The organism is Acidovorax sp. 100 (assembly GCF_003688355.1).
GTDB lineage: Bacteria > Pseudomonadota > Gammaproteobacteria > Burkholderiales > Burkholderiaceae_C > Acidovorax > Acidovorax delafieldii.
This window is the reverse complement of the sequence record NZ_REFD01000001.1, coordinates 4,722,671-4,747,908: the sequence shown is the minus strand read 5'-3', so window position 1 is coordinate 4,747,908 and position 25,238 is coordinate 4,722,671. Positions and strand designations below refer to the sequence as shown.

Here is a 25,238-nt window from a genome sequence, read left to right as displayed (position 1 = left end):
GCCCTTAGAACGTTGTCTTATGCAAAGCGCGCCATCGCCTGGCCCACGCGGGCCTTGAAGGCCGCCAGCCGGGGCGGTGTGGCCACGTTCATGTGGTAGTAGGCGTGGTAGTCCACCCGCGCCTTGCCGCCCGTGAGCAGGCGCATGTAGCGGGTGATGGACTTGCGCGGCGGGTCGCCCATGAACAGGGCCGTCCAGCGGGGGCGCCCGTAAGTGACCACGGCCGAGATGCGCTTGATGTGCGTGAGCGAGGGCTTGACGTTGTGCGGATCGCTGATGTCAAAGGCCACGCCGGGCATGAGCACGCGGTCGAAAAATCCCTTGAGCATCGCCGGCATGCCAAAGCACCAGGTAGGAAAGCAGAACACCACGGCTTCGGCCCAGAGCAGGCGGTCCACATAGCCCTGCACGGGCAACTGGTTGCTGGGCACCTCGTGGTAGCCCAGGCGCTCTTCGCGTGTCATCACGGGGTTGAAGCCCTCGGCGTACAGGTCGCAGTCGTCCACCTCATGGCCCGCGCCGCGCAGCTGCTGCACCACCTCGGTGTGCAGGGCTGCGTTGTAGCTGGTCTCTACCGGGTGGCAATAGATCACGAGGATGCGCATGGCGGGGGTCCTTCGGGTTGTGGGGGATGGGCCTACAGGTCCAGCGTGAGCGTGGCGCTGTGGCTGCGCGCGCAGCACACGGCGACGTGGGTGGCTTGCTCTGCAGCGCTCAGGCAGCTGTCGCGGTGGTCGGGCTTGCCGTCCAGCCAGCGGGTCACGCAGGTGCCGCACATACCCTGCTCGCACAGGGTTTCCAGCGGTACGCCTGCGAGCTGCAGCACATCAGCCATGCTCTCGCCGGAGGCGACGGGCAAGCGCATCTGGCTGCGCTGCAGGATCAGCTCGAATGCGTGTTCTGTGCGGGCGGCGTCGGCGGTGTCAGGGACTGTCTGCATTGTTTGACCATGTGATTTGATCGATTGGTCAAACTATTGCAAAGGCTGTGCCAGCCACAAAAAGCGGTCAAACGTCTTTGTGGTGGATCAACGCGGCCTGAAAGGGGCTTTTGACGCCGTGTGCTGGTGCAAATTGCCCGGGATTCGCCCCTCAGGCAACCGAGGCATGCCCAGAATGGGGCGGGGGCCTTAGTCTGGTGCGAGGCCGCAGCCCAGCAGCACAAAGCTGGTGAGTTCGCGCACGATGGGCTCGCGGTCGATGGGCTCGTCGGGCGCCAGGCCCAGCATGATGTGCACCTGCACGCCGTAGTCGGCGTAGTGCTGCGTCATGCCCCAGATCTGCATCAGCAAAACCTTGGCGTCCACCTTGCGCATGCGGCCTTCGGCAATCCAGCGGTTGATGAGGTCCACCTTCTGCTGGGTGGACTTGACGGCCACCGGCCAGTACTTGCCCAGGTTGCGCCCACCGCCCAGCACCTCGGTGGTGAAGATGCGCGACAGGCCCGGGTTGTCCAGCGCGTAGTCGAGTTTTTTGCGCACATAGCTGCTCAACACCTTCTTGGGATCGTCGCTGTTGCTGTCAAAAATGAAGGCGCCCGACCAGCCGTTGAGCACCGAGTACAGCAGCTCTTCATACAGCTCTTCCTTGCTGCTGATGTAGTAGTGCAGCTGGGGCTTGGTCAGCCCGGCGCGCTCGGCAATGGCTTTGGTGGATGCCCCCTTGAAACCATGGCGGCTGAACTCGGCAATGGCCGCTTCGCGGATGGCACCCAGGATGCGTTCACGGCCCTGTTTGGCGCGGCTGAGCAGCGCGCCGGAGGCGGCTTCGGCTTCGGATTCGGTCATGGCTTTGGTGCGAGGCATGGGGGAATTGCAGAGTGTGCGCCGCAGATTCTGCCCGCGCAGGAGTGGGTCAGACTTTCCAGAACCCGATATGCGGTGCGCTGGCTTCTTCGACCAGCGCCGGGCCGATGCATTCGATGGCGTGGGGCGAGGCGGCAAACACGTCGCGGCACGACAGCTCGGCGTCGCGCTGTTCGGCACGTTCGCCCCGGAACACGCGCAGGCGTTCGGCATCAATGCCAAACACCACGCGTCCAATGCCCGACCAGAAGATGGCGCCCGCACACATCACGCAGGGCTCGGCCGACGAATACAGCGTGGCCTTGGCCAGGGCATCGCGGCCTACGCGGGGGCTGAGCTGGCGCACGGCATTGGTCTCGGCGTGGCCGGTGCAGTCGCCGGTCTCGGTGGTGTTGCAGTAGGCCTCGGCCAGCAGGTGCCCTTCGGCGCTGATGACCACCGCACCAAACGGGCGGTTGCCGCGCGCGCGGGCGGTGCACGACCACGCGATGGCCTGGCGCAGGTAGGTGCCGTCGGTGTCGTTGATGGGGGTAGGGTCGTCAAAGCTGGCCGGGGGTGCAGACATGAGCGCGTGCATGGTGTAGGTGTCTCCGTCGATGGTGGGTGGGTTACTGTCGTTGTGCAACGCCGGACTGTCTGCACGCCCGCCGTTGTGGTGCAGGGCGCTATGCATTTGGCATGCCAATCACAATCAGTGACATGTATGCATGGCTTTGGACGCGCTGTGCACAAGTGCTCTGACTTTGCGCTGGCACACATGCAAGGCGCGTGGGCATTCTTCTTGCATCGCAATTGACAAGAGTAGAAGCGTTCACTGCGTTGTCCCCGTGCCATCCTGCACGAGGCGATGCCAGTCGGAAATTGCTCTTGAAGCCCGCTGTGCGCACAGCGGTGTGCGTTGGCACACCGTGGCTTCAAGGGTTGAACGGCCGGCCGCAGCAGGCGGTGCCAAACGCTCTTGAAGCACCCAGCGGGAGGGCCTTTCTTCCTTCCACTTGTCTTCAGGAGAACTGCATGACCACCACTGCCACCTACGACCTCGCCGAGCTGCAAAAAGAAACGCGCATGGGCGCGATGGGCTCGGAAACCGCGAGCCGCGAGATCCGCCGCATCGACCTCAGCCACTTTGCTCAGCGCAAGACCGAGATTGCCGATCAGCTATGGGACGCCGCCGTCGATGTCGGCTTTTTCCAGATCGTGAACCACGGCATTGACCTGGCCGAGGTGCACAAAGCCTTTGCGATGACCGAGCGTTTCTTTGCGCTGCCGGATGCCGTGAAGGCGCAGTACCCGCTCAAGAAGGCGCTCAACGTGGGCTGGGAGAGCCGCGCGCAGGTGCGCCCCTCCACCGGCACACCGGACCAGAAGGAGTCGTACCAGATCACCCGCCCGCACATGGCAGGCCTGTGGCCCACCGACGAGGAGCTGGCAGGCTTCCAGGCCACCATGCTCGCGTTTGAGGGCCAGTGCTGGCAGGTGGCCATGCAGGTGCTGTCATGCTTTGCGTGGAAGCTGGGGTTTGACGAGGCCTTCTTTGCCCGAGCGCACGACCCTGCGCAGGCCAGCTACCAAAGCACCTTGCGCCTGCTGCACTACTTTGCGACCCCGCCCGAGCAACAAGCCAGCCTGGGCCTGTGGCGCGCCGGGGCGCATACCGACTTTGATTGCCTGACCCTGCTCTTTCAGCGCCAGGGCCAGGGCGGCCTGCAGGTGTGCCCGGGCAAGGAGATGGACACCCAGGCCTGGACCTCGGTGGAGCCCGACGAGCAGGCCATCACCTGCAACATCGGGGACATGCTGATGCGCTGGAGCGACGACCAGCTGCCCAGCAACTTCCACCGTGTGAAGAACCCGTTGCCGGGCGAGTACATGGGGCCGCGCTACAGCATCGCCTTCTTCGCCCAGGCCAACCGCGACGCCATCATCGAAGGGCCGGGCAAGAAGTACCCGGCGATTGCCGCGGGCGACTACCTGAACCAGCGGGTGGCGGCCAACTTCAAGGCTTATTGACGCGTGACTTGGGAGGCAGGGGTGGGCGCTTGTCCGCCCCGCCGATGCCTGGGTGGTCGGCTGCCGTCGATGGTGCGGCCGGGCAGGGGCAGGCTCAAGCGACGTGGCGCGGTACACCCACAGCGCTTATCCGGAACACGTTGTCTTCCGGGTCCGCCAGCACCGCCTGCCATTGGCCGTAGTACGTGGCGTAAGTTGGCTTGATGACCTGTCCGCCCAGAGCTTTGGCCTTTTCGGTGGCAGCCTCCACGGCGTCCGGTGTGTCCAGCATGAAGGTGGCATAGCCTGTCACGCCGCGTGGTGACGGCAAGGCTGCGCCAGGCTGCCGGTCGGCCAGGCCTAGCAGGGCATAGGCCTCGGGGGCATTGAAGCCGAGCTGGAAGTGCTCGGTCTCCACCGCCCGGTAGATGGCCGAGCGCGTCCCCGACGCCTCGGGCAACTGCAGCAGGGCTTGATAGAACTGAAGCTGCGCTTCGATGTCCTGGCACAGCAGGTTGAACCAGAGCCTCATGCCATCACCGCGGCGCTGGCTGGGTTGGTGGTCTGACCCAGGCCGTACGTCTTGCGGTACATGGCCTGCAGGTGCTCGCCCACGGTGCAGGGTGCAAAGCGCGGCGACTCACCCGCAGGCACGCAGGTGGGGACGGGGACCACCTGGGCCTCGTAGTCGGGCGTGTAGAAGAAGGGAATGGAGTGGCGCGGTGCGTCCCCGCTGTGCACGTTGCGCACGCGGTGGGGGTTGGATCGGTACAGCCCATTCGTCCAGCGCGGAATCATGTCGCCCAGGTTCACCACCAGCGCTCCCTCGATGGGTGTGGCAGCCACCCATTCGCCGGTGGGCAGTTTCACCTCCAGCCCGCCATGGTGGTCCTGGGCCAGCAGGGTGATGGCACCCCAGTCGGTGTGCTCGCCCGCGCCAAAGGTGAGCGCATCGGCGCTCTCAGGATGGGGTGGGTAGCGCAGCAGCCGCAGCGTGAGCATGGGGCTCTGGTGTGTGTGGTCGAAGTAATCCTCGGGCAGGTCGAGCGAGAGCGCCAGCAGCTGCATCAGCCGCAGGGCCAGTTGCCGCATGGCGGCGATGTAGGTGCGGCTCTGGGTGGCCAGCTCGGGCAACGCCTCCGGCCACTGGTTGCTGCCGTAGGAGTGGTAGCCGCGCTGCACATACGGATGGTCTGCCGCGTAGTCCAGCCCGCAGTAAAAGCTTTCTTTGAGGTCTGGCCGGGCGCTGGCGTCCAGTGTCTGCCCGCCCAGGCTTTCGTAGCCCCGCATCGCGGGTGAGTGGTGCAGCGAAATCGCTTCCTTGGATGCCAGCGGCAGGTCGAAGAACTGCTGCGCCAAGGCAAACTGGCGCGCAATGATGTCCTGCGGCACACCGTGGTGGCGCACGTAGAAGAACCCCGGGCCCGTGCAGGCCTGGCGCAGTTGGGCGGCCACGGCCATCACGGCGGGGCTGCGCGGCGCGCCCGGCTGCAGGGCGCCACTGAGGTCGATGAGGGGGATGCCCATGGCTTTACCCTGGTCAGGCCTTGAGCTTGCGGTCGGCGGCCGGGGGCAGAAAGCGGTCGGTCCAGATGTCGGCCACCGCCAGGCTGCTCTTGAGGCCAAAGGCTGCCACGGTCTCATCGATGGTGGCCTGCAGGCGCGCAGGCGTGGCAGCCCCCCAGCCGTTGGCGCGTGTCTCGGCGGTCTTCATGGTGCCGTCCACGATGAGCTGCAGGCGCTCAAACTCGATCTCTTCATGGGCCAGTGGCTCTCGGGCCTTGATGGCGGCACCGCCGGCGCGCGGGTCGGCAATCGCGTCGACCCAGCCGCGTGTGGTGGCTTTGACGAAGGCCTTCATGGCATCCGGGTTGTCCTGCATGCTCTTGGCGTTGGCAATGAGTCCGTTGCCATACGACTTGAGGCCATAGTCCGAGAAGCGGAACACCGTGATCTGATCCGGCGTCAGGCCCCGCGCCTTCAGGTTGAGCAAACCGGTGAAGAAGAAGTACGCCGCCGCGTCGAAATCGCCTTTGACGAAGCGTGTGTCGCCGATGTCGGGGGCCACGTTTTCCCATTTCACGCCGCTGCCATCAAAGCCCTGTGCCTTGGCAAAGGCGGGAAAGAGCTTGCGCGATGCGTTGAAGGGCTGGCCCAGGATGGTCTTGCCCGCCAGGTCAGCGGGCTTCTTGATGGCGCCGTCCTTGCGCACCATGACCGAGTTGGGGTTCAGGTCGTACTGGATGGCGACCGCTGCCAGCCTGGACTGCGGATTGGCGGTGTTGAACTCGATCATGGTCGAGAGGTCGGCCGATGCCACGTCATAGGCACCACCCGCCACCAGGCTGATGGCCGAGGCAGACCCGTTGCCGGTGTCGATGGTGACATCGAGGCCCGCATCCTTGTAGTAGCCGCGCTGCTGCGCCAGCAAAAAGCCTGCGCCCGAGGCCTCGATCTTCCAGCCCAGGTTGAACTTGAACTTTTGCAGATTGCCCTGGGCGCGCACAAACGGTGTGGCAGACAGAAGGGCGGCGGCGCCGGTGGCGCGGATGAGGGAACGGCGTTGCATGGTGGAGCACTCCTGGTCGTTGGCGGGTAACCACGGGGGAGTGAAAAGCCAGGCTTCACACCCCTCCGAACGGGGTGCATGCAATCAACCGACAGGGCGCTGGGGCTGCGAGGTGGGGGCACCGGCCTCCTGAAGACGCACAGTCCTGCGCGCCCGTGGTGGCGTCAGTCCATTGCATGCTTCAAGAGCAATTTCCGGGCGGTGGCCGCTGAACGCTTCTACTCTTGGCGTCTGCGTATTTGCAGGATCTGTGCCATGCCAACCCAAGGAGAAACCATGCCCGAACGCCCCCGCGTGCCGCGCCATGGTGCGCGCTGCACCAGCGTCAGGCGTGCAACGGCAACTGTGGTGCGAGGTAGGTCTTTACAGCCAGGGCTTGAGCCAGCCCATCCCGTCGCTGGTAGCGTGGGCGGCGGCCCCGCGCGCGGGGCGGTATTCGCAGCCAATCCAGCCGTCGTAGCCCAGGCTGTCCAGCAGTTGGAACAGATAGGTGTAGTTGATCTCGCCCACATCGGGTTCGTGGCGCTCGGGCACACCGGCAATCTGGAAGTGGCCGACATTGCCTGTGGGCAGGTACTGGCGCACCTTCATGGCCAGGTCGCCTTCCACGATCTGGCAGTGGTACAGGTCCATCTGCACCTTGACGTTGGTGGCACCGATCTCGGCGATCAGCGCATGGGCCTGGTCCTGGCGGCTGAGGAAGAAGCCGGGCATGTCGCGGCCATTGATGGGCTCCAGCAGGATCTGGATGCCGTGCGGCGCAGCCTGCTCGGCGGCGTAGCGCACGTTGGCGATGTAGGTGGCGCGCACGGTGGCTGCGTCCGCGCCCTGGGGCACAAGACCGGCCATCACGTGGATGCGAGGGCACTGCAGCGCCTGGGCATATTCAACCGCCTTGGCAATGCCTTCGCGGAACTCGGCCTCGCGCCCGGGCAGGCAGGCCAGCCCACGCTCGCCCGCGTCCCAGTTGCCGGGCGGGGTGTTGAACAGCACTTGCTGCAGGCCGTTGGTTTGCAGCCGTGTGGCCAGTTCTTGCGCCGGGTAGGCGTAGGGAAAAAGGTACTCCACCGCCTGGAAGCCATCGCGGGCAGCGGCGGCAAAACGGTCGAGAAAGTCCACGTCGTTGTAGAGCATGGACAGATTGGCGGCGAAGCGGGGCATGAAAGATTCCTGAGAAAAAAGCGGTCAGCGGCGCGGTGCGCTGGTGAGCACCTGTGCCAGCCGGTCTTGGTAAAAGCGCGCCAGGCCCACCGTGCTGTGGCCGAGGGTGTCGGCGCTGGCAGGGATCACGTAGGCCTGGGCGTGCGGGATGCGGGCGATGGCTTTGTCCAGCACGCCCAGCTCGGGTGGGTTGCGCTCATCGTCTGCCGAGTTGATGGCCAGCACGCGCGCGGTGATGCGTTCCAGCCCGGGCTCGGGGTCGTAGTCGCGCGATGCCTCCCACTGGTAGATGTGGTCGTTGGCATCGCCACGGAAAGGGGCCTTGAGGCGTTGCTCCACCAGCGCATCGGCCGCAGCGCGATTGGGGGCCAGCTTTTGCAGGCCCTGGTGACCCCCGTTGGTGCCCGTGCCAAAGAACACCGACGCGAACTGAAGGCTGCGGGGCTGGCGGGTGTAGTTGCCGCCCTGCCATTCGGGGTCGTTGCGGATGGCATCCACCAGCAGGCGGCGCATCATCCAGTTGCGGCCCGACATGGCGGCGGGCAGCGAGGCCATGGGCACGGCAATGTCCACAAAATCGGGGTAGCGCTGGGCCCACACCCAGGTGTGCATGCCGCCCATGGAGTTGCCGATGATGGCGCGCACATGGCGTACGCCCAGGTGCTCGGTCAGCAGGCGGTACTGGGCCTGCACCATGTCGTCATAGTTGTAGGCTGGAAAGGCGGCGCGAAGGCCGTCTGAGGGCTTGCTGGAGCGGCCGGTGCCGATGGCATCCGGCAGGATGATGAAGTACTTGCGCGCATCCAGCGGCTGGCCGGGGCCAAACAGCGTGCCTGCAAAGCCGGGCGTGAGCATGCTCTCTGCCGAGCCATTGGTGCCATGCAGCACCAGTACCGGCTCGCCTGTGGGATCGCCCACGGTGGAGTAGGCCAGCTTGAGTTCGGGCAGGGTCTGGCCGGTGTGAAAGCGGAAATCCTTGACGACCCACTCGCCGTGCTTGGGGGCGGGGTAGTCCGCAGCCGATGCACCGCCCGTGGCCAGCACGCCCAGCAGCATGGGGGCGAAGGCTTTGCGCCAGAAAGAAAGGGTCATGGTTTGTCTCCTTGTGTGTGTTCTTTCATCCCCGCGCCTTGTGCGCAGCCAGCCCGTTACCCGTTACCAGTGGGCACCAAAGCTCTGGCGCAGCTCCTCGATCTGGGGCTCGGTCAGCGACGTGGGGCGAGGCTGGCACAGCATCCACAGGCGTGCGGTTTCTTCCAGCTCTTCCAGCACGGCCATGGCGGCGGCGGGCGTGTCGTGCCACACGTTGGGCCCCAGGCGCGCCAGCATCACGGCGCGCACAGGGCTGCCCTGGACTGCATAGCGGGTGATGGTCTGCGCCACCAGCGCGGCCGCTGCGGCGTCACCAGGGCGGTGGTACGGGATGTGCGGAACGCGGCCCACCTTCATGACGAAGTAGGGCGTAATGGGCGGCAACAGTTGCGCATCGGGCGCCAGCTTGCCACCTGCAGCGGTGTCGGCTTGCAGCGAGCACGCCACCAGATGCGTGCTGTGCGTGTGGATCACACAGCGCGCGGGGGCTGCTGTCGATGCCGAGGCCTCATAAATCTGCCGGTGCAGCGCAATGGTCTTGCTGGCCCGGTCGCCTGCCACCTGCTGGCCCTGGGCGTCCAGGCGCGCCAGCCGCTCGGGCTGCAGGGTGCCCAGGCAGGCGTCGGTGGGGGTGATGAGGTAGCCATCGGCCAGCCGCACGCTGATATTGCCCGCGGTGGCATGCACATAGCCGCGCTCAAACAGGCTGCGGCCCACGCGGCAGATTTCGTCGCGGGCTTGGGCTTCATCCATGAAGGCGGGGGTAGAGGTCATGCCTGCAATTGTGCAAAAGCCTTGCTGAAAAAGTCGGTGCTGCCGAAATTGCCCGACTTCAGCGTGAGGTGCAGCCCGTCCTTGGCGTCGGGCGCCACGGCATGGCACCACGGCACGCCGGGGTCGATCTGGGCGCCAATGCGTATTTGCGTGATGCCCAGGGCCTGCACACAGGCACCCGAGGTTTCGCCACCCGCCACGATGAGCTGGCGCACACCGCGCTGCACCAGGCCGCGTGCAATGGCGGCAATGGTGTCTTCCACCATGGCACCGGCTTTCTCGGAACCCAGCTTGCCCTGAATGGCGCGCACGGCCGAGGGCTCGGCGGTGGAATACACCAGCACCGGGCCCTGGCCCATGTGGCCTTCGGCCCAGGCCAGCGCTTCGGCGGCCACGTCCACGCCTGCGGCGATGCGCAGCGGGTCGATGGCGAGGGCGGGCTTGCCTGCCTTGATGAAATCCATCACCTGCTGGTTGGTGGCTACCGAGCAGCTGCCCGACACAATGGCCTGCAGCCCTTGCGCGGCAGGCAGGCGGGCTGCCTCGTTGCTGGAGGCCACGCCAAAGTTGCCCGGCAGGCCAATCGCCACGCCGGAGCCCGCTGTGACCAGCGGCATGCCCTTGAGCGCAGGGCCCAGGCGCAGCAGGTCGGCGTTCGACACCGCATCGACCACGGCCATGCGCACGCCCTCGGCCTTCAGTTGGTCGATGCGCGCGCGGATGGCGGCTTCGCCCTGTGCAACCACGCTGTGGTCGATCAGGCCCACGCGGCTGGGTGTTTGCGCCTGCAGCACGCGCACCAGGTTGGGGTCGGTCATGGGCGTGAGCGGGTGGTTCTGCATGCCGCTCTCGTTCAGCAGCACATCGCCCACAAACAGGTAGCCCTTGAACACGGTGCGCTTGTTGTCGGGGAAGGCGGGCGTGGCGATGGTGAAGTCGGTGCCCAGCGCCTGCATCAGCGCATCGGTCACGGGGCCGATGTTGCCTTCGGCCGTGCTGTCGAACGTGGAGCAGTATTTGAAGTAGATCTGCTCGGCACCTTGCGCCTTGAGCCATTGCAGCGCAGCCAGCGACTGGGCAATCGCTTCGTCTTTGGGGATGGTGCGCGACTTGAGTGCGACCACGATCGCATCGGCCTCGGTATCCAAAGGTGCCGTGGGTACGCCCATGGCTTGCACCACGCGCATGCCTGCGCGCACCAGGTTGTTGGCCAGGTCGGTCGCGCCGGTGAAGTCGTCGGCAATGCAGCCCAGCAGTGCACGTGCGCGTGTCATGCCTTGTCCTTCCCTGGACCTTCGCTATTTGGCAACGTGATGCCAGGGAAGATCTTGATCACGGCACTGTCATCTTCCTTGGCAAAGCCTGCGGTCGATGCCTGCATGAACATCTGGTGCGCCGTTGCGGCCAGCGGCAGGGGGAATTTGCTGGCGCGTGCGGTGTCCAGCACCAGGCCCAGGTCCTTCACGAAGATGTCTACAGCCGACAGCGGCGTGTAGTCGCCCGCCAGCACATGGGCCATGCGGTTTTCAAACATCCAGCTGTTGCCTGCGCTGTGGGTGATGACCTCGTACAGCGCTGCAGCGTCCACGCCTTCGCGCAGGCCCAGGGCCATGGCTTCGGCGGCCACGGCAATGTGCACACCGGCCAGCAGCTGGTTGATGATCTTGACCTTGCTGCCTGCGCCCGCCTTGTCGCCCAGGCGGTACACCTTGCCGGCCATGCCGTCGAGCACGGCGTTGGCAGCGGCATAGGCCTCGGGCTTGGCCGAAGTCATCATGGTCATCTGGCCCGATGCGGCCTTGGCTGCGCCGCCGGAGATGGGGGCGTCCACATAGTGCAGGCCCAGGGCGTTCAGGCGCGCTTCCAGCGCCACGGACCAGTTGGGGTCTACCGTGGAGCACATCACAAAGGTGCTGCCGGAGCGCATGGCCGCTGCTGCGCCGCCTTTGCCATCGTCGCCGAACAGCACGCTCTCGGTCTGTGCCGCGTTGACCACCACCGACACCACCACATCACTCGCCGCCGCCAGCGACGCGGTGGTGGCGTGGGCGGTGCCGCCGTCCGCCACAAAGGCATCGGCCACGCCGGGGCGCACGTCACACACGTGGATGGTGAAACCGTTATTGCGCAGGGTCTTGGCAATGCCAGCGCCCATGGCGCCCAGGCCGATGATGCCGACGGTGGGTTTTGTCATGTTGTCAGTCCTTCAAAGAAATTCAAAAAGGGGGCGTTCAGGCCACCAGCACCCAAAGCAAAGCCGTGAGTGCAAAACCCGCCAGGCCCAGCACCGTGGTCAGTACGGTCCAGGTGCGCAGGCCATCGCCCACGCTCAGGCCCAGGTAGCGGGTCACGATCCAGAAGCCCGAATCGTTGACGTGCGACAGCCCGAGGCTGCCAAAGCCGATGGCAACCGTGAGCAGCGCCACTTGCAAGGGGGAATACCCGCCACCTGCAATCGCGTCGGCCAGCAGGCCGCAGGTGGTGATGATGGCCACGGTGGCCGAGCCCTGCGCGGCACGCAGCGCCAGCGAGATGATGAAAGCCAGCAGGATGAGCGGCAGGTGCGTGGCCGTGAGGCTTTGCGACAGCGCCGTGCCAATGCCGCTGGCGGTGAGCACCTTGGCAAACACGCCGCCTGCGCCCGTCACCAAGATCACCGTGGCAGCAGGGGGCAGGGCGGATTCCATGATGGCGTTGGTGCGCTCGCGGTTCCAGCCCTGGTTGCGGCCCAGCAGGAACATCGCCAGGCCCACGGCCACCATCAGCGCAAAGATGGGCGAGCCGATGAAGCCCAGCACGTTACGCAGGTTGTCGCCCTTGGGCAGCAGCGTGGCGCCGGTGGTGCCCGCCATGATGAGGGCTAGGGGGATCACGATCAGCGCCATGATGGTGCCCACGCCAGGGGCTTTGCCCGCCTGGGTGGTTTGGCTGTCTTCGCTGTTGCCAAAGGCTGCAAACTGCTCGGCCGTGGTGGGCAACAAGGGGTAGCCCTTGCGGTTGAGCCAGCCCGACACATACTGCGACAGCGCCGCGAGCGGGATGCAGATGGCCAGGCCAATGATGGTGATCCAGCCAATATCGCCCTTGACGATGGCTGCCCCACCCACGATGCCGGGGTGCGGTGGCACCACCACATGTGCGGCCAGCATGATGCCCGCTACGGGCAGGCCGAACTTGATGGGGTTGACGCCCGCTGCCTTGCAAAAGCCGTAGACGATGGGCACCAGGATGATGAAGCCCACGTCAAAAAACACCGGGATGGCCAGGACCAGCGCTGCGGCCGTGAGGGCCATGGGCACCCGTGTGGGGCCCAGCAGCTGCGTGAAGCGGTTGGCCAGGCTGGCCGCACCGCCCGAGACCTCGATCATGCGCCCCAGCATGGAGCCCAGCGCCACCAGGATGGCGACCGAACCCAGCGTGCCGCCCATGCCCGCAATCAGCGTGCTGATGATGTCGCCAATGGGCATCTGCGTGGCAAACGCCACCAGAAAGCTCACCAGCATCATCGCCACGAAGGCGTGGACCTGCCAGCGGATGATGAGCAACAGGAGCAGTGCAATGCTGCCGGCGCCGATGCCGAGAAGTGCGAGGGTGGACATGAACGGGGTATCTCCGGGATGGAAGGGGCTGACCCAGGCTGGAGCCGCTCAAAGCGACCTTGCAGGGGTTTTCATTTGCACCTTGGTTGGTGTGTTTATATGGTTATCATACAAATTATCGAGCGCGGCACTGCTACGGGTTAACCCGCGTCTGCCAGTGCGTGGGAATGGTCGGTGAAGCAGTTTTGAGGCGTTTTGGTGCTCAAGCGCTAGTGCAATATGCCTGAGCAGCTACCAAATATGTAGCAAATCACCGATGTGTTGGGACGCAAGCCCGGCGCACAGGTTTCGGACGTGGCTCAGAACACCAGCGGTGTGGATGCCGCCACCAGCGGCTGGGCCAGCCGAGCGCCGTCCTGGGCCCAGAACGTGAGGTCGGCCTGCTCGATGCGGGCCAGTGCGTTCTTCATGTGCTGCGCGGCAGCCGCCCGCGCTGCCACCGGGTCGCCCGCCTCGATGGCGCGCACGATGTGGGTGTGCTCGTGGGTCACCGCATCGGCAAAGTCGGTGCGGCGCGCTTCGTTGGCACGGGTCACGCGGGTGGCGCCCTTGAGAAACTGCGCCAGATAGTCCAGCGTGCTGATCATGAATGGGTTGCCTGCCGCCTGGGCGATGGCGCGGTGGAACAGCACGTCTTCTTCCACCCCGTCGCGGCCTGCACGCACGGCATCGGCAATGTGCTGCATGGCGGCGCGTATGGCGGCCATGTCTGCATCGGTGCGCCGCAGGGCCGCCAGCTCGGCTACCTCGGCCTCCAACGCGCGGCGCACTTCCACGATCTGCATCACCGCCTCGCGCGATGCGGCCAGGGGTACATCGAACTGCAGCGGCTCGATGCCCGGCGCCAGCACATACACGCCGCTGCCCTGGCGGGAGTCCACCAGCCCCAGCGACTTGAGGCGCGAGATGGCCTCGCGCACCACCGTGCGGCTGACCTGGAACTGCTGCGCCAGCACCGCCTCGGTGGGCAGCTTGTCGGACGCCTGGATGCGGCCCGCGCGGATCTCGGCCTCCAGCGCGCTGGCCACCTGGTCGGAGAGCTTGGCGCTGGGTTTGACGGCGGAGAACGGCGAAGACATGGGTGGGGCGGGCAGTGGGGCGTGAAGTCGGTGCCGGGTGGTGCTGGCAGGCCGGGGCGCAGTTGACTTTACCCGAAGGGCACTGCGCTGGAATCGTTTGTTTGCCGCGCTACTTGGGCGCCGGGCAGGAGTCGTCCAGTTTGGCGAGGCCCGCCAGCTTCTGCAGCCGGCTGCGGTTGTCCAGGCAGGCCTGGTATTGCGCCTCGGCCGCCTTCTGCTGGGCCTGCGCCGCCGCCTTGCTGCGCTCGGCCTGGAGCTGGGCCACACGTTCGCGGATTTGCGGCATCACGGCCAGCGCGGCCTTCTCGCCTTCCACGATGGCATTGGCGCGCTGGCTGAAGTCGGCGGCGCCAATGTCGAGCACCTGTGGGCGGATGATCACGTCGGCCCGCGCCAGCTCGGCCTGGCCCAGCTTCTGGCCCATGATGGCAATCGACTGGTTCAGCGCACCCAGCATGTTGCCCGGCGTCTGGCCCCGGGCCTTGTTGGAGATATCTACCGCGATCACGATGTCGGCGCCCAGCTGGCGTGCTGCATCCACCGGTACGGGGCTCACGATGCCGCCATCCACAAAATGGTATTTGCCGATGGTGACGGGCTGGAACACACCGGGCACGCTGCTCGATGCGCGCACGGCCTGGCCGGTGTTGCCGCGTGCAAACACCGTGCGCTCGCCGTCTTCCAGCCGCGTGGCCACCACGACGAAGGGCTTGGCCATCTGTTCCAGCGGCTTGCGGTGCACCTGCTCGTTCACATAGTCTTCGAGTTTCTGTCCCAGTACCAGCCCGCCGGACGACAGCTGCAGGTCGCGAATCTTGGCTTCGTCCAGTGCCACGGCCTTTTCCTGCATCTCGAAGGCGTTCATGCCGCTGGCATACAGCGCGCCGACCACGCTGCCTGCGCTGGTGCCCGAGACCACGGCGGGCGCCAGGCCATTGGCCTCCAGCATCTTGATCACGCCGATGTGCGCAAAGCCTTTGGCCGCGCCACCGCCCAGGGCGATGCCGATGCGGATGGGGGGAGTGGTGGATGTGGTCGCAGCGGCAGGTGGCGCGTCGCCCGCCGCTGGCTGGGTCGGGGCCGTGCCGCCGCATGCGGCCAGACCTGCTGCGGCCCCAAGGGCCAGAAGGCGCAAAAGAATGGTCAAGCGCATGCCGGGTGATCCTGCTGTCGTCCAAACGGGGCCGGCAGTATAGCGGCAGGGTGCCGAGTCACCAGTTGGTGGTGTCTTTTGCTCCTGAAAGAGGAGCTGCTTGCGCTTCAAATACAAGCGCCAGCTTCCATTACTGCCAGAAGTCGCGGTGCAGGGCAGTGATCTCGTCTTGCAGCGCAGGCACCGGGCCCAGCACCTCGGTGGGGCGCTGGCCGCTCGCAAACACCGTGCGGCAAGGCAGGGCCAGCGTGGGGTTCTCGGGGTGGTCGCCCGTCAGGGCGAGCAGGGCGGTTTCTTCGGCGCCATACAGCACGCGCCCGATGCCCGCCCAGTAGATGGTGCCCGCACACATGGCGCAGGGCTCGAAGGTGGTGACCAGCGTGCACTGGGCGAGATAAGCGCTGGGATAGTTGGCCGCCGCCGTGCGGGCCAGCGTACTCTCGGCATGGTTCACGGTGTCGATGTTGCCCTGCTCGGCCAGCACCGTCTCGCCATCGGGCGCAACCAGCAGCGCACCGAAGGGATGGCGGCCCATGTCCTTGGCGCGTTGGGCCACGGCGTTGGCGCGGCGCAGCAGCGTGGCTGCCTGGGCTTCGCTCAACGTCGTCGGGTTATTCACCTTGAGAACCCCGGTGCGCCCAACCCGTGGTGCGTTTTTCGATCCAGCTGAACAGCTCGTACATCACCATGGCCATGGCGCCCACCACCATCAGGCCCGCAAAGGCCAAGCCCATCTGCATGGACGAGCCCGCGCTGATGAGCAGGTAGCCAATGCCTTCGTTGGCAGCGGTCATCTCCGACACCGTGGTGCCCACAAAGGCCAGGGTGATGGCGACCTTGAGCGAGCCGTAGAAGTACGGCATGGAGCGCGGCAGGCCCACCTTGGTCAGCACGTCCCAGCGCTTGGCGCCCAGCACGCGCAGCACGTCTTCCAGCTCGGGCTCCAGCGTGGCGAGGCCGGTGGCGATGTTGACCATGATGGGGAAGAAGCTGATGAGGAACGCCGTGAGGATGGCCGGGCCCACGCCAATGCCGAACCACACCACCAGGATGGGCACGAACGCTGCCTTGGGCAGTGCGTTGAAGGCCGTCATCAGCGGGTACACGGCGGCGTAGGCCAGGCGCGAAGAGCCGATCACAAAGCCCAGCAGCACCCCCACGACGATGGCGATGCCAAAGCCGGCCATGGTGACCCAGAAGGTGCGCCAGGCGTGGCCTGCGATGACGCCGCCAAACTCCACCAGCTGGGTGGCAATGGCCCAGGGGCTGGGGAAGATGAACTCGGAGACATTGAAGGCCGAACAGATGATCTGCCACAGCAGGATGGTGGCAGTCAGCAGCAGCCAGGGAGACCAGCGCTCGACGGTTTTCTTGTGCATGGGATGAGGCGCTTTCTTGTTATTGCTGGATGGGCGCGCCGGCTTTGCGCAGTGCGCCGATGTGGCCGCGCAGTTCGTGAACGATGTCGGTGAACTCCTTGGTGTAAGTCACCTCCAGGTCGCGCGGGCGGGGCAGTTCGATCTCCTTGCGCACCACAAACCGGCCGGGGCTCTTGCTCATCACATACACCGTGTCGGCCAGGAAGACCGATTCGCGCAGGTCGTGCGTGACCAGGATCACGTTGAACTGCTGCTCGGTCCACAGGTCGCGCAGGATGCACCACAGCTCCTCGCGCGTGAAGGCATCCAGCGCGCCGAAGGGCTCGTCCAGCAGCAGCATCTTGGGTTCGTGGATCAGCGCGCGGCAGATGCTGGCGCGCTGCTGCATGCCGCCCGACAGCTGCCAGGGGAACTTGTCCTCATAGCCCGCCAGCCCCACCTTTTGCAGCAGCTTGCGGGCGCGCTCTTCGTATTCCTTGCGTTTTTGCTTGAAGTTGCTGCGGTAGGGCTCGACGATTTCGAGCGGCAGCAGCACGTTATCCACCGTGGTGCGCCAGGGCAGCAGCGAAGGCGCCTGGAAGGCCATGCCCGAAACCTTGAGCGGCCCCGTCACCGGCTGCCCGTCGATGAGGATCTTGCCCATGGAGGGCATCTTCAGCCCCGTGGCCAGCTTCATGAAGGTGGACTTGCCGCAGCCCGAGGGGCCCACGATGGCGATGAATTCGCCCTGGCGTACCTGCAGGTCGATGGCTTCGACCGCAAACTGGTTCTTGGCGCGCAGCTCGTCGTTGTACGCGAGCCAGACATCGCGGAAGTCCACAAAGTAGGAATCAGCAGCCTGCATCAGAGGTCCGTAGTGAGTAGTGTTTGTGCACCGAGGTTGATGCTGGGCGCGGCCCAGGCCAGCGCCCCCGTGCAAGGGCCGCCCTGCCGCGTAGGCGGCGCTTCGCTGGCGTGCACCGGGGGCGTCCCCCTCCCGACTCGCGCAGCGAGTCGAGAGAGGGGGAAGGCGCGAAGCGACTCAGGGGGTGTCACTTCTTCGGCAGGATGTTCAGCTCGGCAGCGCTGGGCAAGAAGCTGGCGTTCCACACATCGTCGGCGTTCACGCGGGTCTTAGTGTTGAACGCATCGGACACCTGCGACGCCATCAGCGAGAGGCGGCCGGGCTTGAGCTGGCCAAAGCCTTCGGCGCGGGCGTCGGGGCTGTTGATCACGGTGTCGATGGCCAGCTGCAGGCGGCGGGTTTCGAGAGGCACGTTCACGATGCCGTCGCGCGCCTTCACGTATTCGATGGAGGCTGCGGGGTTGGCAATGACTTCCTTGGCGCCCTTGGTGAAGGCCGACAGGAACGCCTTGATGGCGGCCGGGTTCTCCTTGATGAGCTTGGGCGATGCGATGATCACATTGCCGTACAGCTTCACGCCGAAGTCGGCATAGGGCAGCACCACCACATCGGCGGCTTTGGCGCCCCGGGCTTCCAGGTTGAGCAGCGAGGTGAAGGTGAAGCCGGTGATGGCGTCCACGTCACCGCGCACCAGCATGGTTTCGCGCAGCGGGGGGTCCATGGCGGTCCAGGTCACGGCGCCGATGCCGTTGGCCTTCTGGAAGATGGGAAACGCGCGGCGGCCTGCGTCGAACACGGGGGCGCCCAGCTTCTTGCCAGCCAGGTCGGCGGGCTTGGCGATGCCGCTCTTTTTCAGCGCCATGACCGAGGCGGGCGTGTTGTTGTAGACCACCATCACCGCCACGGGCTTGTTCTGCGCGTCGGGGTTGTTGGCGTGGAACTCCATCACGGCGGCCAGGTCGGCAAAACCCATGTCGTAGGTGCCCGAGGCCACCCGCTGCACCGCACCGCCGGAGCCGTTGCCCGCATCCACCGTCACATCCAGGCCTGCGGTCTTGAAGTAGCCCTTGGCCACAGGCTGCAGGAATAGCGCGGCTGGGCCTTCAAAACGCCAGTCGAGCTGGAACTTGATGGGCGTGGTGGCCTGCGCCTGGGCCAGCGAGGTGCTGCCGATCAGGGCCAGGGCGGCGGCGGTTTGCATGAACAGTCTTTTTTTCATTCGGGGCTCCTGTCGGGCGAGGGGAAATTCGGTGAGGGAAGGCACTGGCCCTATTGATGGGCCATGGTCCTGCAGTCAGCAAAAACGATGCCCGGTTTGTGTACGCGGGTGCTTTGCTGCGCCCCATTGTTCACCGAAGTGGTGCGCGTCAGCATGCTGGGTTTCCCGAAATGGTGCATGCGCAGGGCGAGGGGTCGGCTTGCCCATGAAAAACGGGGCCCGAGGGCCCCGTTGCAACGGTGTGTGGGCAGGCCTGCTCACGGCCTGCGCTCAGGTCAGCACGGCACAGCGCGCTCAGCGTGGCCGGGCGGCAGCGCTGGCCACGGCCAGGGCCGTCATGTTGAGCACGCGGCGCACGGTGGCGGCCGGGGTCAGGATGTAGGCCGTGGCAGCGGCGCCCATCAGGATGGGGCCCACCGTGACGCCACCGCTGGTGGTCGTCTTGAGCACGTTGTAGAGGATGTTGGCAGCATCCAGGTTGGGGCAGATCAGCAGGTTGGCCGAGTCCGTCAGGGTCGAATCCGCCATGTAGGCGTTGCGGATGTTCGGCTCCAGCGCGGCATCGCCGTGCAGCTCGCCATCACACTCGATCTCGGGGTGGGCGGCCACGAAAAGGTCGCGCGCCTCGCGCATCTTGCGGGCCGATGCGCGCTTGGACGAGCCATAGCTGGAGTGCGACAGGAAGGCGACCTTGGGTGGAATGCCAAAGCGTTGCACCTCCTGCACCGACATCCAGGCGATGTCCGCCAGCTGCTGGGCCGTGGGGTCTTCGTTCACATAGGTGTCGGCAATGAACAGCGTGCCCCGGTTGGTCATCAGCGCGTTCAGCGCCGCGTAGTTGTTGGCGCCGTCCTGGCGGCCGATGATGCTGTGGATGCGCTCCAGGTGCGTTTCATAAGTGCCCACCAGGCCGCAGATCATGGCGTCGGCATCGCCCAGCGTGACCATCAGCGAGGCGATGATGGTGTTGGAGCGGCGCACTGCGGCCTTGGCCACTTCGGGCGAGGCGCCGTTGCGCTTCATGAGCTGGTGGTAGTGCTCCCAGTACTGGCGAAAGCGCGGGTCGTCCTCGGGGTTGCACACCTCCACGTCCTTGCCCAGCTGCACGCGCAGGCCGGCCTTGGCGATGCGCGCGGCAATCACGGCGGGGCGGCCGATGAGGATGGGCGTGGCGATCTTGTCGTCGATGGCCATCTGCGCGGCGCGCAGGGCGCGTTCGTCTTCACCGTCGGCGTAGGCCACGCGCTTTTGTGCATCGGGCAGGGCCTTGGCCGCGTTGATCACGGGGCGCATCAGCATGCCGGTCTGGTAGACAAAGCGCGACAGCGTTTCCTTGTAGGCCTCCATGTCTTCGATGGGGCGCGTGGCCACGCCGGATTCGGCTGCGGCCTTGGCCACGGCGGGCGCGATCTTGAGGATCAGGCGCGAGTCGAACGGCGTGGGGATCAGGTAGTCAGGGCCAAAGGTCAGCTCTTTGCCTGCATAGGCGCTGGCCACTTCTTCGCTGATGTCGGCCTTGGCCAGGTCGGCGATCTGGCGCACGCAGGCCAGCTTCATGGCCTCGGTGATCTTGGTGGCGCCGCAGTCCAGCGCGCCGCGGAAGATGTACGGGAAGCACAGGACGTTGTTAACCTGGTTCGGGTAGTCCGAGCGGCCCGTGGCGATGATGCAGTCGGGGCGAATGGCCTTGGCGAGTTCGGGGCGGATTTCAGGCTCGGGGTTGGCCAGCGCCAGGATGATGGGCTTGGGGCCCATGGTCTTGACCATCTCGGCCGTGAGCACGCCGGGGGCTGAGCAGCCCAGGAACACGTCGGCGCCGTTGACCGCATCGGCCAGCGTGCGGGCGTCGGTCTTTTGCGCGTAGGCCGCCTTGGATTCGTCGTAGCCACCGGGGCGGCCTTCGTAGATCACGCCCTTGGAGTCGCACACGAAGACGTTCTCGATCTTTACTCCCAGGCCCACCATCACGTTCAGGCAGGCAATGGCGGCCGCTCCCGCGCCCGACACGGCGATCTTGACCTGGTCGATCTGCTTGCCCACCAGCTCCAGGCCATTGAGCAGCGCCGCGCTGCTGATGATGGCCGTGCCGTGCTGGTCGTCATGGAACACCGGGATGTTCATGCGCTTGCTGAGTTCGCGTTCGATGTAGAAGCACTCGGGCGCCTTGATGTCTTCGAGGTTGATGCCGCCCAGCGTGGGCTCCAGCGCCGCGATGATCTCGATGAGCTTGTCGGGGTCGCGTTCGGCCAGTTCGATGTCGAACACGTCGACGCCCGCGAACTTCTTGAACAGGCAGCCCTTGCCTTCCATCACCGGCTTGCTGGCCAGCGGGCCGATGTCACCCAGGCCCAGCACCGCCGTGCCGTTGGTGATCACCGCGACCAGGTTGCCGCGCGAGGTGAAGTCAAACGCCTTGGAAGGGTCGGCAGCGATGTCGAGGCATGGGTAAGCCACGCCCGGCGAGTAGGCCAGCGACAGGTCGCGCTGGTTGGACAAAGGCTTGGTGGGGGTGACCGAAATCTTGCCCCGGGTGGGGTTGCGGTGGTATTCGCGCGCAGCGTCGCGCAGGGCCTGTTCGGCGGCGGAAATGTTCTGTGTCATGCGGAAATCCTGGAAGTCCTGGGCGGAAAGCAAAAACAAGGGTACCCGATGGCGTGGGCGGCGGACATGCAGGTTTATGCGTATGCAGCATGAAGCCAAAACCCCCTGGCAGCCGTGGCGGACAGGGGGCGGGGCCACGCGGGCAGTGGCAGGTTTTCGGCAGCGGGCAGGCGGGATGCTAGTGGGCGTCGGCCTGGCGTGCGGCGTTGACAGCGGCGGAGGTGTCGCGGCTGGCGCCATTGAAGAAAACGTTCAGGGCCACCGCCGTGATCGAGGCCAGGAGGATACCGGATTCGATCAGCGGGTGGATGGCATGCGGCATCCACTGGCGGAAGTTGGGCGCGATCAGCGGCACCATGCCCACGCCGATGGAAACGGCCACGATCATGGCGTTGAAGCGGTTGGTCTTGAAGTCCACCCCGCCCAGGATGCGGATGCCCGTGGCCGCCACCATGCCGAACATCACCAGCCCCGCGCCGCCCAGCACCATGGTGGGCAGCGACTCGACCAGTGCGGCCATCTTGGGCAGCACGCCCAGCACGATCAGGATCACACCACCCGCCACGCACACAAAGCGGCTCTTGACGCCGGTGACGGCGACCAGACCCACGTTCTGCGAGAAGCTGGTGTACGGAAAGGTGTTGAAGATGCCGCCCAGCAGCGTGCCCAGGCCATCGGTGCGCAGGCCGCGCGTGAGGGCTGCCTGGTCTACCTTGCGGTCGGTCATCTCGCCCAGGGCCAGGAACATGCCGGTGGATTCGATCATGACCACGATCATCACCAGGGTCATGGTCAGGATCAGGATGGGGTCGAACACGGGGCCGGCAATCTCGAACGGCAGCACCAGGTCAAACCACTGCGCCTTGGCCACCTTGTCGAAGTTCATCATGCCCAGCGCCGCGGCAACCACCGCACCAATGACGATGCCCAGCAGCACCGAGATGTTGGCGACGAAGCCCTTGGCAAACTTGGCAATCAGCAGGATGGACAGCAGCACCAGGCCCGAGATGCCCACACCGGTCAGGTCGGCGTACTTGGGGTTGGGCACCGTGGGCACCACCGCAAACCCCTTGGGCACCGGTGGCAGTGACGAGCCGGGGGCTCCGGCAGCAGCCTGCGCCTCTGCCAGCCACTTGAGGTGCTCGGGGTTGGGCACGCTGGGCGCCGTGGGGCCGACGGGGTTGCCAAAGATCCAGTTGATGCCCACGCGCATCAGGCTGATGCCGATGACCGCAATGATGGTGCCGGTGACCACCGGCGGGAAGAAACGGAGCATGCGGCTCACCAGCGGAGCGATCAGGATGGAGATCACCCCCGCGCCAATCACCGAGCCAAAGATCAGCCCGGCACCGGCGGTGCCGCCCGTGGTCTGCGCCATCGAGATCATGGGCGCTACAGAGGCAAAGGTCACCCCCATCATCACCGGCAGCTGAATGCCAAACCAGCGCGAGGCGCCCAGCGCCTGGATCAGCGTGACCAGCCCGCACACAAACAGGTCGGCCGAGATCAGCTTGGCCACCTGGTCGGGCGTGAGGTTGAGCGCACGGCCCACGATGAGCGGCACCGCCACGGCACCCGCATACATCACCAGCACATGCTGCAGGCCCAGCGCCGTGAGTCGCCCCAGGGGCAGGTGTTCGTCCACGGGGTGTACGGGCGGGTTCATGGGTGTCCTTCGGGGGTTGGGTTTTGAATACGGAATGGAAACCTGTGCCGAATGGTGCACAGATGTCCATACAAAAATCGTATACAAAATGACCGGGCGCGCTTATCCCGGTTAACCCTTAGAGGGGCGCAGCAAAGTACCCGCCGGCCGTGGACGGAGGCGATGGGAAGGTGGGGGCCGGGCGCGCCCGGCGTGGGCTAACCCAGGTCCGTGGATGCAGCCTTGGTGCGTTGGCTGGTCAGCGGTGCCAGCGACTCGCGCAGGCGGTCGCGCACCAGCGGCTGGCCGGGGTTGAGGGCGCCTTCCACATGGCCAATGTGGGCGAGCATGCGTTCGCGGGCCAGGGTGGTGTTGCCGGCCTCCAGCGCCTCCACAATGGCGGCATGCTCCGCACAAGACTGGCTGGCCGCGTGCTGCGACTGGTACAGCGACGCAGCCAAGGTGGTGCGGGCCGTGAGGTCGCGCAGGATGTCGCTCAGGCTGCGGTGGCCCATCGCTTCGGCCAGGCAGACGTGGAAATCTGCGAGCAAAAAGGCGCGTGTGGCAGCGTCAGCGCCTTCGATGGCCTGCTGTTCGTCGGCGATGTGCGCACGCAGGCGGCGGGTCACGCTCTGCAGCGGGCGGCCCGCATCGGCCAGGATGCCCGATTCGATGACGCGCCGGGCGGAGAACGCGTCGCGTGCATCCTCCACCGAGGGCTCCACCACGTACCAGCCCCGGCGCGAGCGCACTTCCACAAAGCCCCGTGCCTGCAGCTGCATCAGGGCCTCGCGCACCAGCGTGCGGCTCACGCCGAACAGATCGGCCAGCTCCTGCTCGCCCAGACGCTCGCCGGGCGAGAGTTTTTGCGCCAGGATGGATTCCACCACCTGCTGGGCGATCTGGGTCTGGTTGATGCTCATGGCCGGATTGTCGCGTGCTGTGCAGAGGGAGGCTTGCCCGATCAGGCACGCGGCGAGGGTGGCTCGCGGCCGTCCAGCACGGCGTGGGCGCGTTCGCGGTCGATGTCGCCTTCCCAGGCTGCCACGGCCACGGTGGCGACGCAGTTGCCAATGAGGTTGCCCAGCGCGCGGGCAATGCCCATGAACCAGTCCACCGACAACACCAGCACCAGGCCAATCGCCGGGATGGCAGGGATGGCCTGCAAGGTGGCTGCCAGCACGACGATGGCCGAGCCGGGCACGCCGTGTGCGCCCTTGGAGGTGACCAGCGAGATCGCCAGGATCGTCAGCAGGTCGGCCATGGAAATCGGCGTGTTGGTGGCCTGGGCGATGAACACGGCGGCCAGTGTGATGTAGATCGAGAACGCGTCCAGGTTGAACGAGTAGCCCGTGGGGATCACCAGGCCCACGGTCGAATCGCGGATGCCCATGTGCTTGAGCTTGGCCATGATCTGGGGCAGCACGCTGTCGGACGACGTGGTGGCAAACACCACGGCCAGCTCCTCGCGCAGATAGCGCAGCAGCTTAAACAGGCTGAAGCCCGACACCCGCATGATGAGGCCCAGCACCACCACGACGAAGATGACCACCGCGGCGTAGAACAGCGCCACCAGCATGCCCAGCTGCTTGAGGGACCCCAGGCCGTACTTGCCCACGGTGAACGCGATGGCGCCCAGCACACCCAACGGTGCGAGCTTGATGATCAGGCCCATGGTCTTGAACAGCACATGCGACAGGTCATCGATCAGGCCGGTGACCCGCGCCCCGCGCTCACCGATCAATGCCAGGGCGCAGCCAAAAACGATGGAAAACAGCAGAACCTGCAGCACATCGCCGTTGGCAAATGCGCTCACGGCGGTGGTGGGAATGAGCTTGAGCAAGAAGTCGGTGAAGCCGCCGCCGGTGAGCTTGCTGGCGTTTTCGGCGTAGGCGCCCATGGCTTTGGGGTCCAGCGCCTTGGGGTCCACGTTCATGCCCACGCCCGGCTCGAACCAGAACGCCAGCGCCAGGCCCAGCACCAGGGCGATGGAGGTGACCACCTCGAAGTAGATCAGCGATTTGACGCCCACCCGGCCTACCCGCTGCAGGTCGCCAGTGCCAGCAATGCCATGCACCACCACGCAGAAGACGATGAGCGGGATGAGCATCTTGATGAGCTTGATGAAGCCGTCTCCCAGGGGCTTGAGCGCAATGGCGGTATCGGGCCACACCAGGCCCACCACCACACCGGCTATCAAGGCCAGCACCACCTGACCAAAAAGGGATTTGAAAAACCGGGGCATGCCAACTCCTTCAGTAGCTTTTTGAACGCAAATCTTGCATACAAGAACTGTAGGCAAGTCTGAAGAATGGCGGTATGAGGGTATG

General features: G+C 65.7%; 24 protein-coding genes. 1 reads left to right on the top strand and 23 read right to left on the bottom strand.

What is annotated here, in order from left to right:
* Positions 1–17: 17 nt before the first annotated feature.
* From C8C96_RS21670 to C8C96_RS21655, 4 genes are all read right to left on the bottom strand, one after another.
* Complete coding sequence (locus tag C8C96_RS21670) at positions 18–605, bottom strand: NAD(P)H-dependent oxidoreductase (protein WP_044398955.1); 588 nt, start codon at positions 603–605, stop codon at positions 18–20.
* 32 nt (positions 606–637) lie between these two features.
* Positions 638–940, bottom strand: a complete 303-nt coding sequence (locus C8C96_RS21665) for a 2Fe-2S iron-sulfur cluster binding domain-containing protein (RefSeq protein ID WP_121943609.1) — start codon at positions 938–940, stop codon at positions 638–640.
* 189 nt (positions 941–1,129) lie between these two features.
* Positions 1,130–1,786, bottom strand: a complete 657-nt coding sequence (locus C8C96_RS21660; protein WP_056747723.1) for a TetR/AcrR family transcriptional regulator — start codon at positions 1,784–1,786, stop codon at positions 1,130–1,132.
* A 67-nt stretch (positions 1,787–1,853) separates the two neighbouring features.
* Positions 1,854–2,369 (bottom strand): nucleoside deaminase, encoded by a 516-nt coding sequence (locus C8C96_RS21655; protein WP_369804331.1) that lies wholly within the window; start codon positions 2,367–2,369, stop codon positions 1,854–1,856.
* Positions 2,370–2,818: 449 nt separating this feature from the next.
* On the opposite strand from C8C96_RS21655, the gene C8C96_RS21650 reads away from it, so the two are divergent.
* A complete protein-coding gene (locus C8C96_RS21650; RefSeq protein ID WP_121943608.1) occupies positions 2,819–3,814 on the top strand; it encodes an isopenicillin N synthase family oxygenase in 996 nt (331 codons plus the stop codon).
* Positions 3,815–3,908: 94 nt separating this feature from the next.
* Here the strand turns inward: C8C96_RS21650 and C8C96_RS21645 are convergent, their stop codons facing one another.
* The 19 genes from C8C96_RS21645 to C8C96_RS21555 form a co-directional block, all read right to left on the bottom strand.
* Positions 3,909–4,325, bottom strand: a complete 417-nt coding sequence (locus tag C8C96_RS21645; protein WP_121943607.1) for a VOC family protein — start codon at positions 4,323–4,325, stop codon at positions 3,909–3,911.
* On the bottom strand, positions 4,322–5,320 hold the full coding sequence (locus C8C96_RS21640; protein ID WP_121943606.1) for an isopenicillin N synthase family oxygenase: 999 nt from the start codon (positions 5,318–5,320) through the stop codon (positions 4,322–4,324). Before C8C96_RS21640 ends, C8C96_RS21645 begins: the two co-directional genes overlap by 4 nt.
* A 13-nt stretch (positions 5,321–5,333) precedes the next feature.
* On the bottom strand, positions 5,334–6,362 hold the full coding sequence (locus C8C96_RS21635; protein ID WP_121943605.1) for an ABC transporter substrate-binding protein: 1,029 nt from the start codon (positions 6,360–6,362) through the stop codon (positions 5,334–5,336).
* A 363-nt stretch (positions 6,363–6,725) separates the two neighbouring features.
* Positions 6,726–7,523, bottom strand: a complete 798-nt coding sequence (otnI, locus tag C8C96_RS21630) for a 2-oxo-tetronate isomerase (RefSeq protein WP_121943604.1) — start codon at positions 7,521–7,523, stop codon at positions 6,726–6,728.
* A gap of 24 nt (positions 7,524–7,547) precedes the next feature.
* Entirely contained in the window at positions 7,548–8,615 is a 1,068-nt protein-coding gene (locus tag C8C96_RS21625) for an alpha/beta fold hydrolase (protein WP_121943603.1), read from the bottom strand.
* A gap of 63 nt (positions 8,616–8,678) precedes the next feature.
* On the bottom strand, positions 8,679–9,368 hold the full coding sequence (locus C8C96_RS21620; RefSeq protein WP_121944134.1) for an aldolase: 690 nt from the start codon (positions 9,366–9,368) through the stop codon (positions 8,679–8,681).
* A gap of 17 nt (positions 9,369–9,385) precedes the next feature.
* The gene (otnK, locus tag C8C96_RS21615) at positions 9,386–10,663 is read right to left on the bottom strand and encodes a 3-oxo-tetronate kinase (RefSeq protein ID WP_121943602.1); all 1,278 of its coding nucleotides are present in this window, start codon (positions 10,661–10,663) and stop codon (positions 9,386–9,388) included.
* Positions 10,660–11,583: an L-threonate dehydrogenase gene (gene ltnD, locus C8C96_RS21610; protein ID WP_121943601.1), complete on the bottom strand. Its 924-nt coding sequence runs from the start codon at positions 11,581–11,583 to the stop codon at positions 10,660–10,662. Before ltnD ends, otnK begins: the two co-directional genes overlap by 4 nt.
* Positions 11,584–11,620: 37 nt before the next feature.
* A complete protein-coding gene (locus C8C96_RS21605; RefSeq protein WP_121943600.1) occupies positions 11,621–12,988 on the bottom strand; it encodes a GntP family transporter in 1,368 nt (455 codons plus the stop codon).
* Between the two features lie 299 nt (positions 12,989–13,287).
* On the bottom strand, positions 13,288–14,067 hold the full coding sequence (locus C8C96_RS21600; protein WP_121943599.1) for a FadR/GntR family transcriptional regulator: 780 nt from the start codon (positions 14,065–14,067) through the stop codon (positions 13,288–13,290).
* A 109-nt stretch (positions 14,068–14,176) separates the two neighbouring features.
* A complete protein-coding gene (locus C8C96_RS21595) occupies positions 14,177–15,220 on the bottom strand; it encodes a patatin-like phospholipase family protein (RefSeq protein ID WP_121943598.1) in 1,044 nt (347 codons plus the stop codon).
* Positions 15,221–15,350: 130 nt separating this feature from the next.
* Positions 15,351–15,839 (bottom strand): nucleoside deaminase, encoded by a 489-nt coding sequence (locus C8C96_RS21590; protein WP_255424919.1) that lies wholly within the window; start codon positions 15,837–15,839, stop codon positions 15,351–15,353.
* Positions 15,832–16,599, bottom strand: coding sequence for an ABC transporter permease (locus C8C96_RS21585; RefSeq protein WP_056060732.1), 768 nt, complete (start codon positions 16,597–16,599; stop codon positions 15,832–15,834). Before C8C96_RS21585 ends, C8C96_RS21590 begins: the two co-directional genes overlap by 8 nt.
* A gap of 19 nt (positions 16,600–16,618) precedes the next feature.
* Entirely contained in the window at positions 16,619–17,443 is an 825-nt protein-coding gene (locus C8C96_RS21580) for an ABC transporter ATP-binding protein (protein WP_121943596.1), read from the bottom strand.
* A gap of 187 nt (positions 17,444–17,630) precedes the next feature.
* On the bottom strand, positions 17,631–18,662 hold the full coding sequence (locus tag C8C96_RS21575; protein ID WP_121943595.1) for an ABC transporter substrate-binding protein: 1,032 nt from the start codon (positions 18,660–18,662) through the stop codon (positions 17,631–17,633).
* A 294-nt stretch (positions 18,663–18,956) separates the two neighbouring features.
* Complete coding sequence (locus C8C96_RS21570) at positions 18,957–21,263, bottom strand: NADP-dependent malic enzyme (RefSeq protein WP_121944133.1); 2,307 nt, start codon at positions 21,261–21,263, stop codon at positions 18,957–18,959.
* Between the two features lie 178 nt (positions 21,264–21,441).
* Positions 21,442–22,929, bottom strand: coding sequence for a nucleobase:cation symporter-2 family protein (locus tag C8C96_RS21565; protein WP_121943594.1), 1,488 nt, complete (start codon positions 22,927–22,929; stop codon positions 21,442–21,444).
* Between the two features lie 197 nt (positions 22,930–23,126).
* Complete coding sequence (locus C8C96_RS21560) at positions 23,127–23,831, bottom strand: GntR family transcriptional regulator (RefSeq protein WP_121943593.1); 705 nt, start codon at positions 23,829–23,831, stop codon at positions 23,127–23,129.
* A 41-nt stretch (positions 23,832–23,872) separates the two neighbouring features.
* Entirely contained in the window at positions 23,873–25,153 is a 1,281-nt protein-coding gene (locus tag C8C96_RS21555) for a C4-dicarboxylate transporter DctA (protein WP_121943592.1), read from the bottom strand.
* Positions 25,154–25,238 lie beyond the last annotated feature (85 nt).

What these genes read in the sequence shown, in the direction of transcription:
- C8C96_RS21670 (WP_044398955.1), bottom strand. Translation starts at nt 605, where the DNA reads ATGCGCATCCTCGTGATCTATTGCCACCCGGTAGAGACCAGCTACAAC.
- C8C96_RS21665 (WP_121943609.1), bottom strand. Translation starts at nt 940, where the DNA reads ATGCAGACAGTCCCTGACACCGCCGACGCCGCCCGCACAGAACACGCA.
- C8C96_RS21660 (WP_056747723.1), bottom strand. Translation starts at nt 1,786, where the DNA reads ATGACCGAATCCGAAGCCGAAGCCGCCTCCGGCGCGCTGCTCAGCCGC.
- C8C96_RS21655 (WP_369804331.1), bottom strand. Translation starts at nt 2,369, where the DNA reads ATGTCTGCACCCCCGGCCAGCTTTGACGACCCTACCCCCATCAACGAC.
- C8C96_RS21650 (WP_121943608.1), top strand. Translation starts at nt 2,819, where the DNA reads ATGACCACCACTGCCACCTACGACCTCGCCGAGCTGCAAAAAGAAACG.
- C8C96_RS21645 (WP_121943607.1), bottom strand. Translation starts at nt 4,325, where the DNA reads ATGAGGCTCTGGTTCAACCTGCTGTGCCAGGACATCGAAGCGCAGCTT.
- C8C96_RS21640 (WP_121943606.1), bottom strand. Translation starts at nt 5,320, where the DNA reads ATGGGCATCCCCCTCATCGACCTCAGTGGCGCCCTGCAGCCGGGCGCG.
- C8C96_RS21635 (WP_121943605.1), bottom strand. Translation starts at nt 6,362, where the DNA reads ATGCAACGCCGTTCCCTCATCCGCGCCACCGGCGCCGCCGCCCTTCTG.
- otnI (WP_121943604.1), bottom strand. Translation starts at nt 7,523, where the DNA reads ATGCCCCGCTTCGCCGCCAATCTGTCCATGCTCTACAACGACGTGGAC.
- C8C96_RS21625 (WP_121943603.1), bottom strand. Translation starts at nt 8,615, where the DNA reads ATGACCCTTTCTTTCTGGCGCAAAGCCTTCGCCCCCATGCTGCTGGGC.
- C8C96_RS21620 (WP_121944134.1), bottom strand. Translation starts at nt 9,368, where the DNA reads ATGGATGAAGCCCAAGCCCGCGACGAAATCTGCCGCGTGGGCCGCAGC.
- otnK (WP_121943602.1), bottom strand. Translation starts at nt 10,663, where the DNA reads ATGACACGCGCACGTGCACTGCTGGGCTGCATTGCCGACGACTTCACC.
- ltnD (WP_121943601.1), bottom strand. Translation starts at nt 11,583, where the DNA reads ATGACAAAACCCACCGTCGGCATCATCGGCCTGGGCGCCATGGGCGCT.
- C8C96_RS21605 (WP_121943600.1), bottom strand. Translation starts at nt 12,988, where the DNA reads ATGTCCACCCTCGCACTTCTCGGCATCGGCGCCGGCAGCATTGCACTG.
- C8C96_RS21600 (WP_121943599.1), bottom strand. Translation starts at nt 14,067, where the DNA reads ATGTCTTCGCCGTTCTCCGCCGTCAAACCCAGCGCCAAGCTCTCCGAC.
- C8C96_RS21595 (WP_121943598.1), bottom strand. Translation starts at nt 15,220, where the DNA reads ATGCGCTTGACCATTCTTTTGCGCCTTCTGGCCCTTGGGGCCGCAGCA.
- C8C96_RS21585 (WP_056060732.1), bottom strand. Translation starts at nt 16,599, where the DNA reads ATGCACAAGAAAACCGTCGAGCGCTGGTCTCCCTGGCTGCTGCTGACT.
- C8C96_RS21580 (WP_121943596.1), bottom strand. Translation starts at nt 17,443, where the DNA reads ATGCAGGCTGCTGATTCCTACTTTGTGGACTTCCGCGATGTCTGGCTC.
- C8C96_RS21575 (WP_121943595.1), bottom strand. Translation starts at nt 18,662, where the DNA reads ATGAAAAAAAGACTGTTCATGCAAACCGCCGCCGCCCTGGCCCTGATC.
- C8C96_RS21570 (WP_121944133.1), bottom strand. Translation starts at nt 21,263, where the DNA reads ATGACACAGAACATTTCCGCCGCCGAACAGGCCCTGCGCGACGCTGCG.
- C8C96_RS21565 (WP_121943594.1), bottom strand. Translation starts at nt 22,929, where the DNA reads ATGAACCCGCCCGTACACCCCGTGGACGAACACCTGCCCCTGGGGCGA.
- C8C96_RS21560 (WP_121943593.1), bottom strand. Translation starts at nt 23,831, where the DNA reads ATGAGCATCAACCAGACCCAGATCGCCCAGCAGGTGGTGGAATCCATC.
- C8C96_RS21555 (WP_121943592.1), bottom strand. Translation starts at nt 25,153, where the DNA reads ATGCCCCGGTTTTTCAAATCCCTTTTTGGTCAGGTGGTGCTGGCCTTG.